Source organism: Thalassospira sp. MCCC 1A02491, from assembly GCF_001613785.1.
Classification (GTDB): domain Bacteria; phylum Pseudomonadota; class Alphaproteobacteria; order Rhodospirillales; family Thalassospiraceae; genus Thalassospira; species Thalassospira povalilytica.
The window spans coordinates 251,952-264,037 of record NZ_LPVX01000023.1 but is presented as its reverse complement, the minus strand read 5'-3'; the positions used below and the strand labels follow the sequence as shown (position 1 = coordinate 264,037).

Genomic DNA, 12,086 nt, shown 5'->3' with positions numbered 1-12,086 from the left:
GCTTGCCAAATAATGTCAAGAAGACTGACCTAATGAGGATGCCATGACGATCCAATGGAACGAGATGATTGTGCCCGATGCCCGTGCTTTGCGGGCGTCGGAAATTCGTGATTTGCTGAAGGTTGCCGAACGCCCGGAAATTACCTCGTTCGCCGGTGGGGTGCCGGACCCGGATCTTTTCCCGTTGTCTGATTTTCATGACATGTTTGATGGCCTGACCAGTGATGAAACGGCCGGCCGTCGCAGCCTCCAATATTCGATCAGCGAAGGTCTGCCGGGATTACGGCAATGGATTGCCGATGATCTGGCCCAGTCGGGTGCGACCCGCGATATCGACAATATCCTGATCACCTGCGGGGCGCAGCAGGCACTTGATATGATAGCCCGCCTGTTGCTGGAGCCCGGCCGCGAGATCGTATTGGAAAAGCCAAGCTACCTTGGCGCCATGCAGGCCTTTTCGATGCGTCGGCCAAGCTATGTCGGCATCAATATGGACGAAGACGGCCCGATCATTGCCGAACTTGATGCGGCCTTTGCCAATGGTGCACGCATTGCCTATCTGGCGCCCGATTTCCAGAACCCGACCGGTCGGTCCTATAGCCTGGATCGCCGGATGGCGGTTCTTGAAACCGCGCGCAAATATGGCGCGGTGATTATCGAAGATGCCGCCTATTGCAAGCTGTCCTATGAAGGCGAAACTCTGCCATCGCTTCTGGCACTTGATGAAGCGGGCAGTAATCCGGATGCCGGTTGCGTCATTCAGCTGGGCACGTTTTCCAAAACGCTGGCCCCGGCCTTGCGCATCGGTTGGGTAACCGCACCGCGCCCGGTGATCCGCCAACTGGTTCTGATGAAGCAGGCGGGCGATCTGCATGTTTCAACCATCAATCAGGAAATAGCGCTGCGTGCCGCAAGCAAGCTGTTCCCGGCCCATATTGAAACCCTGCGTGATGCATACCGCGCCAAGCGCGATGCGATGCTGGGCGCGATGGATGAATTCATGCCAGATGATGTCAGCTATTCCCGGCCCAGGGGCGGCATGTTTGTATGGTTAACATTGCCCGACAATATTGACGCCCGCGCCCTACTGGTCGAGGCAATGGAAGATGCTCGGGTCGCCTTTGTCCCCGGTCAGGCCTTTTTCTGTGACCAGTCGGGGCGCAATACTGCCCGGTTCAGCTTCGCCACCGAAAAGCCCGAACGCATTCGCGCCGGGATCGAACGGCTTGCCGATCTGATCCGACGCAAGGACAACCAGTAGAAAAAAAAGAACCCGGCAGCAGGGTGGGGGATTTTGCTGCCGGGCGACTGCCTGTCCGGGGGATTATGACAGGCAATTTCATATGTATTCGGGGATGTTTATGCCTGACCCAGCATGGCCTTAAGCGCCAAGGCCGCAAGCCCGACCCCGACAATCCCGCCGATATAAAGCCCGATAAACCAAAGCAGACGTCTGGTTCTTTGCGAAGTGATGTGCGGCATCAATGATACCCCTCGTCACTGACCTTGCCGCGGAATACCCAATAGGCATAAGCGGTATAGGCAAAGATCACCGGCAACAGGATCACGGCCCCGACCAGCATGAAGGCAAGGCTGTTTTGCGGTGCCGCCGCATCGCGGAAGGTGATCATTGGCGGGACGATATTGGGATAAAGCGTGATGCCAAAACCCAGATAGCACAGGAAAAAGATGCCAAGCGTAATGCCAAAAACCGTCTTTTCCCGATGCGAAACCGCCCGCCACAACCAGAATAAAAGACCGGCCGTGATCAATGGGATCGGGGCCAGAAAGGCCAGATTGGGCATTGCAAACCATCGTTCGGCATAGGCCGGATTGACGTAAGTGGTCATCAGCGACACCACAGCAAGATTTGCCGCCATCCAGATCACGGCCGGTTTGGCAAGACGGCGCAGATTGCCCTGAAAATCGCCTTCCATCTTCATGATCAGCCAGCCGGTACCAAGCAGGGCATAGCCGACAACAACTGCCGTGGCGCAAAAGATCGAAAACGGACTGAGCCAGTCAAACGCCCCGCCGACAAAACGACCATTTTCAACGGCAATGCCTTCGATAAAGCTGCCGAGCATCGCACCCTGCATGGCGCTTGCGATGATTGATCCGGTCGAAAAGGCGATATCCCAATGTTTCTGATGGTTCTTGCTTTTGAACCGGAATTCAAACGCCACCCCCCGGAACACAAGGGCAAGCAGCATGACAAACACCGGAATGTAAAAGGCGGTCATCAGTAATGAATAGGCCTTGGGGAAGGCGGCATAAAGCCCGCCGCCCCCCAGCACCAGCCAGGTCTCATTGCCATCCCAGATCGGGGCGACCGTATTCATCATGCGGCCGCGTTTGACCGGGTCCTTGATCAGGGGAAACAGAATGCCGATTCCAAGATCAAAACCATCGAGCGTGACATAGGCGAAAACCGCAACCGCGATCAAAAGAACCCAGATCAGTTGATAATCCATGATCATTCTCCTGCCTGCGGATTGTTATGTGCGGCCAATTGACGGCCCCCGGCACGAAGGAATTCACCAGTCGGCACATGCGCGTGACGCGGATCGTGGTTCATGGCGCGCAGGATATAGGCCGTCCCCACCCCGAACACGATGGAATAGACGGCAACAAAGGCGATCAGCGATCCGGCAATTGCCGTGGCGGTGACAGGTGATCCGGCCTCGGATGTGCGCATCAATCCATACACCACCCATGGCTGTCGCCCGACTTCGGTGGTGAACCAGCCTGCCAGAATGGCGACAAAGCCGCTTGGCCCCATGACCAGTGCAAAGCGATGCAAATACTTGCAGTCATAAAGCTTGTGCCGGAACCGGGCGATCAGGCTTGCGATGCCAAGCAAGGCCATCAAGACCCCGATGCCGACCATGATGCGGAATGTCCAGAACACGATCGGGGCATTGGGGCGGTCTTCCGGGGCGAAATCCTTAAGCCCCGTGATCTTGCCATCCCAGTCATGGGTCAGGATCATCGAGCCCAGCTTGGGGATTTCAACCGCATAACGGGTTTCCTCGGCCTTCATGTCGGGCAGGCCAAACAGGATCAGCGGTGCGCCTTCGCGGGTTTCAAAATGGCCTTCCATCGCGGCAACCTTGGCCGGTTGATGTTCAAGGGTGTTAAGTCCGTGCATGTCACCTGCGACGATCTGGATCGGGGCGACAATGGCCGCCATCCACATGGCCATGGAAAACATGATGCGGGCCGCCCGGTTTTCCCGATCGCGCAACAAATGCAGCGCCCCGACGGCACCCACGACAAAGGCGGTGGTCAGATAGGCGGCCAGCACCATATGAACCAGACGATAGGGGAAACTTGGATTGAAAATCGCATCGATCCAGCTTGTGACAACCGCACGACCATTTTCAATCACATAGCCATCAGGTGTTTGCATCCAGCTATTGGCTGACAAAATCCAGAAGGCCGAAAACAGGGTTCCAACCGCAACCATGGTGGTGGCAAGGAAATGAAGCTTTGGCCCGACCCGGTTTAAGCCAAACAGCATGATGCCAAGGAAGCCGGCCTCAAGGAAGAAGGCGCTTAGAACTTCATACGCCATCAACGGGCCGATCACGCCGCCGGTAAATTCCGAAAACGGTCCCCAGTTCGTACCAAACTGATAGGACATCACAATCCCGGACACGACCCCCATGCCAAAGGCCAGCGCAAAGATTTTCAGCCAGAATTTGTAAAGTGCCAGATAGGTGTCATCACGGGTGCGCAACCACATCGCTTCAAGCACGAACAAAAAGCTCGCAAGCCCGATGGTGAATGACGGGAAAATGATGTGGAATGAAACGGTAAAAGCAAACTGTATACGTGCCAATATTTCTGCATCAAGCATTGGCGTTGGTCCTTCTATCAGGCAAAGCCTTCCTGTCCGACCCCGTATTTCACTGCAATGCGAAACCGTTCATTGATTGACCTGATGGGCTTAAACCACCAATCAGGAGCCGGTCTGTATAAGGAAATCGATAGAAGTTCGCGAGAAATGCTGCATTGCGCATTCGCAATTTACATTTGGAAAATTTCCAAAATGACGGTTGAAGAACCGATTGGCGACTTAACCCCTATTCGAAGGAGGGATTGAGTATCAAAGGGAGAGGTGTGATTTTCGTCATAGGTTAGAGCGGTTGGAAATTCTAAAACTTGATACCAATCGATTTTGAAAGCCGAAAGATAAATGGTTGGGGACGGACTTTGAAAGAGGAAGCAACCAGGAAGTTTGAAGATAGCTTGTGGACATAGAGTTTTGCCGATCTAAGGAGATTGGTTTTCCAACTCTTGATAGTCGGTTTTAGTATTTCACTTTTGCAACTGGCTCAGCATCTGAAACTTCTGACTATCCTCGGAAATTGGCGGCACTTTTTCTAAGAAGGGGCTGTTTGGGTAGGTTGGATTATCATGGGCTATGTGATCCAACGGAACGTGTAGGCCAATCGCCGAAAATGTTTAGCGTATCTGGTTATAGCTTTCAGGAAATAAGGCTAACTTGTGACTGACATTGAGCCTCAAAAACAGCCAAAGAATTTCAACGATCCAAAGTTTGAGAATTGGATACTTCATGATGCATGGAATGGGTTTTTCTACAACCTTCCAATCATCTTGCTCGCCATCATTGCTATGGTCGGGCTTGAATTCGTGCTTTCGAGTTTCGGGCCTGCTCAAGTTGTCTCAGTCAGCAAAGATGGCTTCACGCTGAGGGTTGAACAGCCCATGGGGCTGGTTGTTTTCCCTGTGGCTATTGCCTTCACAGTTCCTTTTGCTGCTTTGATGTACTCCGTGCATTCATTTAATCTCAATGGCGCTCCTTGCTGGTTTGCTTTTTCAAGACAGAGCCGGGGGATGTTCTTCTCGTTTCTGAATCGCATGCTGATTATGGTGCTTGCCTTAACAGCAGAGATTGTATTCTGGCAGCATCTGCTGTGGGTGAATGTCTCGCAAGGCCTTATCCAAGGAAGTCAAGAGCTACCCGTTTACATCGTTGCAATAGCAGTCGTGTCGATATTTGCGACGCTCGTTCTTGGTGTTCTGTTTGTGACTTGGCCCGTTTCGGTAATACAGGGCGGAAAAAGTTCGGCGCGACGCGCGTTCGCAAGAGGCAAGAAGACTTTTTGGTACATTGTCGGGAAAAGTTTGTTGGTTTTGCCCGCATTGTTGATCATTCAGTTGGTAGCTTTCTCTGTCGCCACACCAATTATCAAGGGAATGATCTTGCAATTTGGAGACGGGGAATTTGCAGGAACCCCGGAGGAGAGGATCACTTTCTTTGTAGGTTTGCGGGGCTTGGCAGCGTTCGTAACAGCCTTCTGGTGTTGTGTTGAAGGAAGCATCATTTCACGCGGTCTGTTGATTGGGGACGCGCGATTGAATGGTTCACCGGGTAGGCTCGATACGGAAAAGGTATCGGTCATGGGTGATGTCCAGTAATCGGGCAAACTCTGATGTCCGATCTTCCTGGCTATGAGGTAACCGCGAGGCACAGCTTTTCCAGCGCCAGTGAACTTTGCGTCTGTTTGCGTTCCTTGTGACGCAGGACCATGAATTTGCGTGGCGGGATCGGGAAACTTGCGCGGGCCAGTCGGCCCTGCGCGATCAGGGAACTGACCGCGAATTGTGAAACAGCGGTGGCAGCCGTACCGGTTTCAACCGCGGTAATCACGGCCTCGTTGCTGGGCAGGACGAGGGCGGTTTTAAGGCGCGCCGGATCAACATCAAGATCACGCAACGCGCTTTCAAATTCCGATCTGGTGCCCGATCCGGCTTCGCGCAGGATCCAGTTGGTCTGGGTGATCAGGGCCTGTGCGGTCAGCGGCCTGCCATCGGCCCAGGGATGCTTGGGGCCAACCACAATCACCAGCGCATCTTCGGCGACTTCGCGTTTGGCAAGGGCGGGTTCATCAATGTCGCCTTCGATAAAGCCGATATCGGCGGCCCCGCCACGCACGGCATCCGATACGGTTTTGGTGTTGCCGATTGTCAGATGAATTTCAATGCCGGGATACTGGTCATGAAACTTCATCAGGAACGGGGGCAGCCAGTAACTGGCAATGGTTTGGCTGGCATAAACGTTTAAATCACCACGTTGCATGCCGCCCAGTTCGGCCAGCGTCAGTTCGGCGGCACGCGCGCGGGCCAGTGTTGATTTGGCTTCATCCAAAAACAGGCGTCCGGTCTGGGTCAGTTCAATCCGCCGACCAACCCGGTTAAACAGCGCCACGCCATAAAAACCTTCCAGGTTCTTGATTGCCGAACTGACCGCAGACGGGGTCAGGCCAATCGCCTCGGCCGCGCGGGTCAGATGTTCGCGTTCGGCGACGGCAACAAAGATCTGCAATTGTTCAAGCGTCATCATGGCGTTGGTATCTTCCACTGTGGTCTGGCATCTTTCCCGCCCATGCCGGGGGATTTTAAACGCGAGGCAGAGTTCGGCGCCGCATACTGGGCTGATTGGAATGGGGAGGACGCGTGTCCGGGGACTTTGCCTTAATCATTCGATTAAATCGAATGAAATATGAATTTTTATTCGATGGAAGTAAATGGTTGAGCGTGAGATTTTCCGACTGTGATCAAAACACAGGAAAATCATGTTTTTTAACACCCGCATCAAACCGATCCTGCCCGGACTTGCCGTGACCCTTATGGTCGCGCTTGCCGCCAAGCTTATCGAGCATGCCGAACGTGTTCTGCTGGGGCGGGGCTGGGTGGAAAGTCTGGTCTTTGCCATTCTGATCGGGGTGGTGGTGCGATCCGTGTTCGGTCTGGCGCCGCGTTATTTCGCCGGGGTGCGGTTTTGTGGCAAGACGGTGCTTGAAATTGCCATCGTGTTGCTGGGCGGGTCAATCAGTGCGCAGGCCATCGGATCGGCCGGGGGCGGGCTGGTGGCGGCAATCATTGCCGTTGTCTGTATCAGCCTGTTTGTCAGCTATCATATCGGGCGTGCGCTTGGACTGACCAGGCATCTTGCGATGCTGGTGGCATGTGGCAATTCGATTTGCGGTAATTCGGCGATTGCCGCAACCGCACCGGTGATTGACGCACGGTCGGACGATGTGGCGGCATCGATTTCCTTTACCGCGATACTTGGCGTTCTGTTTGTTTTCGTCCTGCCGATGCTGCATGCCGGACTTGGATTATCGGCCACTCAATATGGGGTTTTTTCGGGCCTGACGGTTTATGCTGTCCCACAGGTTCTGGCCGCAACCGCACCGGCCGGCGCATTGGCGGTGCAGGTCGGTACATTGGTCAAGCTGATCCGGGTTTTGATGCTGGGTCCGGTGATTTTCAGTTTGGCGCTGATTGGCGGGCGGGCGCGGGAAACCCGTCTTCCGATTGCGCAGGTCGTGCCATGGTTCATTATCGGCTTTATCGTCATGATGACGGCCCGTTCATTCGGGCTGTTGCCGGAATTTGCCCTTGGTGGCATGAAAACCGTGTCTTCGTTCCTGACCATTCTTGCCATGGCGGCATTGGGATTAAGTGTTGATATCCGCAATGTCATGCATGTCGGCGGGCGGGTCGTGATGGCGGCCCTGATGTCGCTTGCAGTGCTTTGCATGCTAAGCGGTTTTGTGATCGTGCTGCTTGGCACAGCATAGAAATTACCCACCCACCGTCCGGGCAAAAAAAATACCCGCTGCCCGAATGGGTAAAGGCAGCGGGCAAGGAAGAAGAAGCCACGGAAAGGGTAGGAAAACCGTCAGCATCTTCCGGCGTTTCGGGGAGTGGGCATCATGGGGGATGACACCGGATGCGAAACGCCACGGGTAACACACAGAAATCAGGTTTCAGAGATCAGCGGGTTTTGCTCCTCTGCCTTTTTAAGGGCCTTCCATTCGTCGTCGCTGAATATTCTGGATCGGGTCAGGAAGCGTTTGCCTTCGGGTCCTTCAAGCGAAAACATCCCGCCACGCCCGTCCACCACATCAATGATCAGCTGGGTATGTTGCCAATATTCGAACTGGGCGCGTCCGATATAGAACGGGCTGTCTTCGATCTTGCCCAAAAGCACATCCTGATCGCCGGTTTTGAATTCGCCGTCCGGGAAGCACATCGGCGCACTGCCGTCACAACAACCGCCCGACTGATGAAACATCACCGGGCCATGTATGGATTTAAGCTTCCTGATCAGTTCAATCGCCGCATCGGTTGCGGTGACCCGGTCGGGGATGGTTTCTGATCCGGTCATGGTGACCTCCTTGGTCGCGAAAAATGACCGGACGCACAGGGGAGGCCATGCGCCCGGCCGCGATCATTGCGCGATCAGAAGAAGCCCATCGGTTTCGGATCATACGAAACCAGCAGGTTCTTGGTCTGCTGATAATGGTTCAGCATCATCTTGTGGTTTTCACGTCCGATGCCCGACTGCTTATACCCGCCAAAGGCCGCATGGGCTGGATACAGGTGATAGCAGTTGGTCCAGACACGACCGGCCTTGATTTCCCGGCCAAAGCGGTAGGAACGGTTGGCATCACGTGTCCAGACACCAGCCCCAAGGCCGTAAAGTGTGTCATTGGCGATGTGAAGGGCTTCGGCTTCGTCCTTGAACGTGGTGGCGGATACAACCGGGCCAAAGATTTCCTCCTGGAAAATCCGCATGCGGTTGTGACCCTTGAAGATGGTCGGCTGGATATAGAAACCACCGGCAAGATCGCCGCCAAGATCGGCCTTGTCGCCACCACACAGAACCTGTGCGCCTTCCTGCTTGCCGATGTCGAGATAGGACATGATCTTTTCCATCTGCTCGGTCGAGGCCTGCGCACCGATCATGGTATCGGTATCAAGCGGGTTGCCCTGTTTGATACTGGCAACGCGCGACAGAACGTTATCCATGAACTTGTCATAGATGCTTTCCTGAATGATGGCGCGCGACGGACAGGTGCAAACTTCACCCTGGTTCAGGGCAAACATCGCCATGCCTTCGGCGGCTTTCTGACGGAAATCATCATCGGCGGCCATGACGTCTTCAAAGAAGATGTTTGGCGATTTGCCACCCAGTTCCAGGGTCACCGGAATGATGTTTTCCGATGCATATTGCATGATCAGGCGGCCCGTGGTGGTTTCACCGGTAAAGGCGACCTTGGCAACGCGGTTGCTTTGCGCAAGCGGCTTGCCGGCTTCAACGCCAAAACCCTGAACGACGTTGACCACGCCCGCCGGGATCAGATCGGAAATCAGTTCCAAAAGAACGCAGATTGATGCCGGGGTCTGTTCAGCCGGTTTCAGGACAACGCAGTTGCCAGCCGCCAATGCCGGGGCCAGTTTCCAGACCGCCATCAGGATCGGGAAGTTCCATGGAATGATCTGACCAACCACACCAAGGGGTTCGTGGAAGTGATAGGCGACCGTATTGTCGTCAATCTCGCCCAGCGATCCTTCCTGTGCGCGGATGGCACCGGCGAAATAGCGGAAATGGTCAATCGCAAGCGGGATGTCAGCCGCCAGCGTTTCACGCACGGCCTTGCCATTGTCCCAGGTTTCGGCAACTGCCAGCATTTCCAGATTGGCTTCCATGCGGTCGGCGATTTTGTTGAGCATGTTGGCGCGTTCGGTCACCGATGTTTTGCCCCAGACCGGGAAAGCGGCATGGGCGGCATCAAGCGCCTTTTCGATATCGTCGGCGCTGGAACGGGCGACCTCGCAGAACGGTTTGCCATTCACCGGCGACACATTTTCAAAATACTGACCCTTGGCCGGGGCGACCCATTCGCCGCCAATGAAGTTTTCATAACGGCCCTTGAAGCTGACCGGACTGCCGGCGTCATTTGGATTCTTGTAGATCATTTTGGTTCCTCCGAGATCGACAGGCGATTTTTTCGCCCGCTTTTTGATTGTGACGCCGCCTTATCCGCAAAGGTCGTGCCACTTTGATCCGAACCGCCAGGACTTTGTGGAAAGTGCTTTATTTCAGTCGGTTGTCTGTATCCGGGGGCGGGATGCACGGCTGCGGGATCGCGGAACAGTCGCGAACAGGTGGCGCAAAGTGTTCCAAAAATGGAACGCTGCTGATTGCAGGGTGTTTTTCCAGCGAAACTGTTTGGCGTAGGGGCCCCGCCATATGGTAGGATTGCCCCTGTGATCGGATGCAGCAAAAGCTGCGCGACCGGAAAATTCCGGACAAAACACCGACACAAGGGAGATAGCGTCTATGTCAGGAAACATTCCCGGCGGACGGATAGAAGCGGCACTGCAATTAAGCGGTGGTGCGCAAAATCGTGCGGTGCTTGAAAGCTGGCAACGGTGTGAACAACGGTTCGGGCTGGCTCATGACACCTTGCGCCGTCCCGAAGTCATATCCGAAAGCCAGACCCGGCAACTGCGTGATCGCAACGGGCGGCTTTATCATCATGCCCATGATCTGGTGCGCACGCTGTATCGCAAGATCGATGCGTCGGGCTATGCGGTATTTTTGACCGATAATAGCGGCGTGATCCTTGACAGTGTTGCCGCCCATTCCCTGTTGCCGTCCTTTCGCACCAACGGGCTTTTGCCCGGCGCTGTCTGGAGCGAGGAACGCGAAGGCACGAACGGTATCGGCACCTGTATCGTCGAAGGACGCCCGATCACCATCCACAAGGACGAGCATTTCCTGTCCCAGCATTCGGTGCTGACCTGCACCGCCGCCCCGGTTTTTGACCCGGATGGCAAGGTCTGTTCGGTTCTGGATGTGTCGGCAGTACGTGATGATATCAAACGCACCGATTGCCTGCGCGTGCGCGGCATGGTGGCCGATTATGCCGATGCGCTTGAACGTATCCTGTTTTTTGATGAACGGGCAGGTGACGTGATCCTGCATCTTCATCCAGAAGCACGCCATGTCGGATCAACCCGTGACGCGATGATATCGATCGCACCCGATGGCACGATCAGCGGTGCGACATCAACCGCACGCCGTATTCTGGCGGCAGCAAACAATTCCACAGACATTGCGCAGATGTTTGAAATGGATGTGGATGACCTGTTGTCGAAATTTGCCAATCAGGATCAGGGGGCGGCCCCGGCGACCGCGTTGAATATTTCCGGGGGCGGGGTTTTGTTCGGGTCTGTCACCATGCCCGAACGGATGCGCCGTCGCTATGTCGGGCGATCGACCCCGATCACGACAAGGGCGCCAAAGGCCGCAAAACCGGCCGCACAGATTGCCGATCGCGATCCTGCCCTGCGCCGGATTTACGATATCGGTGTGCGCCTTCATGCGCGCGATATCAATATCCTGATGTCGGGCGAAACCGGTAGCGGCAAGGAATATCTGGCCCGCCATATCCATGAGGCAACCCTTGGCAAATCCAGAAATTTTGTCGCCATCAATTGTGCCGCACTGCCCGAAGGATTGATTGAAAACGAACTGTTTGGTCATGCGGGCGGGGCCTTTACCGGGGCGGCGCGCGACGGGTTTGGCGGGCGCATCCGCGAAGCCAATGGCGGGACTTTGTTCCTTGATGAAATCGGGGATATGCCGCTTTCTGCACAGGGGCGGTTATTGCGGGTTCTCGAAAGCCGCACGGTCGAACCGCTTGGCAGTACCAAGTCGGTAGCAGTCGATTTCCGTCTGATCTGTGCCAGCAATGTCGACTTGAACCAAGCGGTGGCGGACGGGAAATTCCGCGAAGATTTGCTCTATCGGATCAAGGGGGCGCGCCTGGCCGTGCCGCCGTTACGCGAACGCAGTGATCTTGTTGATTTGATCGGGCGGTTGCTGGCCGGGTTGTCGAACGACTATGTGCAGTGCTCTGACGCGGTGATTGATCTTCTGACCCGTCATCAATGGCCGGGCAATGTGCGTGAACTGATCAATGTATTGCAATATGCCAGCGTCTTTGCCGACCATGGCGTTATTGAACGTGATCATTTGCCCGATGATTTCCGGGTTGAGGTCGTAAAACCCGTATTGTCGGCCCGCGACAGTATCGAGCATGCCGAACAGGGGGCCTTGCGCCAGCTTCTGGAAAGTCATCACTGGCATATCAGCAACACGGCCAAGGCACTTGGCATCGGGCGCAACACGCTTTATCGCCGCATGGCGCGACTGGGAATAGAACGGTCAGGCTAGAGCGCGATGCCCTGATATC

Annotated in this window: 10 protein-coding genes; 4 read left to right on the top strand and 6 right to left on the bottom strand. The window is 55.1% G+C overall.

The annotated features are described in order from the left end of the window. Positions 1-43: 43 nt before the first annotated feature. Positions 44-1,261 (top strand): PLP-dependent aminotransferase family protein, encoded by a 1,218-nt coding sequence (locus AUQ42_RS08790; RefSeq protein ID WP_068518691.1) that lies wholly within the window; start codon positions 44-46, stop codon positions 1,259-1,261. Positions 1,262-1,359: 98 nt separating this feature from the next. Here AUQ42_RS08790 and AUQ42_RS15915 read toward each other — a convergent pair whose 3' ends face one another. Genes AUQ42_RS15915 through AUQ42_RS08780 form a run of 3 tightly spaced genes read right to left on the bottom strand, consistent with a single transcriptional unit; the run spans position 1,360 to position 3,862 of the window. Beyond that, entirely contained in the window at positions 1,360-1,482 is a 123-nt protein-coding gene (locus AUQ42_RS15915; RefSeq protein ID WP_197460810.1) for a DUF2474 domain-containing protein, read from the bottom strand. Continuing rightward, complete coding sequence (cydB, locus tag AUQ42_RS08785) at positions 1,482-2,480, bottom strand: cytochrome d ubiquinol oxidase subunit II (RefSeq protein WP_068518690.1); 999 nt, start codon at positions 2,478-2,480, stop codon at positions 1,482-1,484. Before cydB ends, AUQ42_RS15915 begins: the two co-directional genes overlap by 1 nt. Continuing rightward, positions 2,477-3,862 (bottom strand): cytochrome ubiquinol oxidase subunit I, encoded by a 1,386-nt coding sequence (locus AUQ42_RS08780; protein ID WP_068518689.1) that lies wholly within the window; start codon positions 3,860-3,862, stop codon positions 2,477-2,479. Before AUQ42_RS08780 ends, cydB begins: the two co-directional genes overlap by 4 nt. Positions 3,863-4,512: 650 nt before the next feature. Between AUQ42_RS08780 and AUQ42_RS08775 the strand changes: the two genes are divergently transcribed. Next, the gene (locus AUQ42_RS08775; protein WP_068518688.1) at positions 4,513-5,448 is read left to right on the top strand and encodes a hypothetical protein; all 936 of its coding nucleotides are present in this window, start codon (positions 4,513-4,515) and stop codon (positions 5,446-5,448) included. 31 nt (positions 5,449-5,479) lie between these two features. Here AUQ42_RS08775 and AUQ42_RS08770 read toward each other — a convergent pair whose 3' ends face one another. Then, on the bottom strand, positions 5,480-6,391 hold the full coding sequence (locus AUQ42_RS08770) for a LysR substrate-binding domain-containing protein (protein WP_369813519.1): 912 nt from the start codon (positions 6,389-6,391) through the stop codon (positions 5,480-5,482). Positions 6,392-6,605: 214 nt separating this feature from the next. Between AUQ42_RS08770 and AUQ42_RS08765 the strand changes: the two genes are divergently transcribed. Beyond that, on the top strand, positions 6,606-7,616 hold the full coding sequence (locus AUQ42_RS08765; RefSeq protein ID WP_068518687.1) for a YeiH family protein: 1,011 nt from the start codon (positions 6,606-6,608) through the stop codon (positions 7,614-7,616). A gap of 182 nt (positions 7,617-7,798) precedes the next feature. Here AUQ42_RS08765 and AUQ42_RS08760 read toward each other — a convergent pair whose 3' ends face one another. Together AUQ42_RS08760 and adh are read right to left on the bottom strand one after the other, a co-directional pair. Continuing rightward, on the bottom strand, positions 7,799-8,206 hold the full coding sequence (locus AUQ42_RS08760; RefSeq protein ID WP_068518686.1) for a DUF779 domain-containing protein: 408 nt from the start codon (positions 8,204-8,206) through the stop codon (positions 7,799-7,801). 74 nt (positions 8,207-8,280) lie between these two features. Next, positions 8,281-9,801 (bottom strand): aldehyde dehydrogenase, encoded by a 1,521-nt coding sequence (adh, locus tag AUQ42_RS08755; RefSeq protein ID WP_068518685.1) that lies wholly within the window; start codon positions 9,799-9,801, stop codon positions 8,281-8,283. A gap of 364 nt (positions 9,802-10,165) precedes the next feature. Here adh and AUQ42_RS08750 point away from each other — a divergent pair, with 364 nt between their 5' ends. Beyond that, positions 10,166-12,067: a sigma-54-dependent Fis family transcriptional regulator gene (locus AUQ42_RS08750; RefSeq protein WP_068518684.1), complete on the top strand. Its 1,902-nt coding sequence runs from the start codon at positions 10,166-10,168 to the stop codon at positions 12,065-12,067. Positions 12,068-12,086: the final 19 nt, after the last annotated feature.

What these genes read in the sequence shown, in the direction of transcription:
- AUQ42_RS08790 (WP_068518691.1), top strand. Translation starts at nt 44, where the DNA reads ATGACGATCCAATGGAACGAGATGATTGTGCCCGATGCCCGTGCTTTG.
- AUQ42_RS15915 (WP_197460810.1), bottom strand. Translation starts at nt 1,482, where the DNA reads ATGCCGCACATCACTTCGCAAAGAACCAGACGTCTGCTTTGGTTTATC.
- cydB (WP_068518690.1), bottom strand. Translation starts at nt 2,480, where the DNA reads ATGATCATGGATTATCAACTGATCTGGGTTCTTTTGATCGCGGTTGCG.
- AUQ42_RS08780 (WP_068518689.1), bottom strand. Translation starts at nt 3,862, where the DNA reads ATGCTTGATGCAGAAATATTGGCACGTATACAGTTTGCTTTTACCGTT.
- AUQ42_RS08765 (WP_068518687.1), top strand. Translation starts at nt 6,606, where the DNA reads ATGTTTTTTAACACCCGCATCAAACCGATCCTGCCCGGACTTGCCGTG.
- AUQ42_RS08760 (WP_068518686.1), bottom strand. Translation starts at nt 8,206, where the DNA reads ATGACCGGATCAGAAACCATCCCCGACCGGGTCACCGCAACCGATGCG.
- adh (WP_068518685.1), bottom strand. Translation starts at nt 9,801, where the DNA reads ATGATCTACAAGAATCCAAATGACGCCGGCAGTCCGGTCAGCTTCAAG.
- AUQ42_RS08750 (WP_068518684.1), top strand. Translation starts at nt 10,166, where the DNA reads ATGTCAGGAAACATTCCCGGCGGACGGATAGAAGCGGCACTGCAATTA.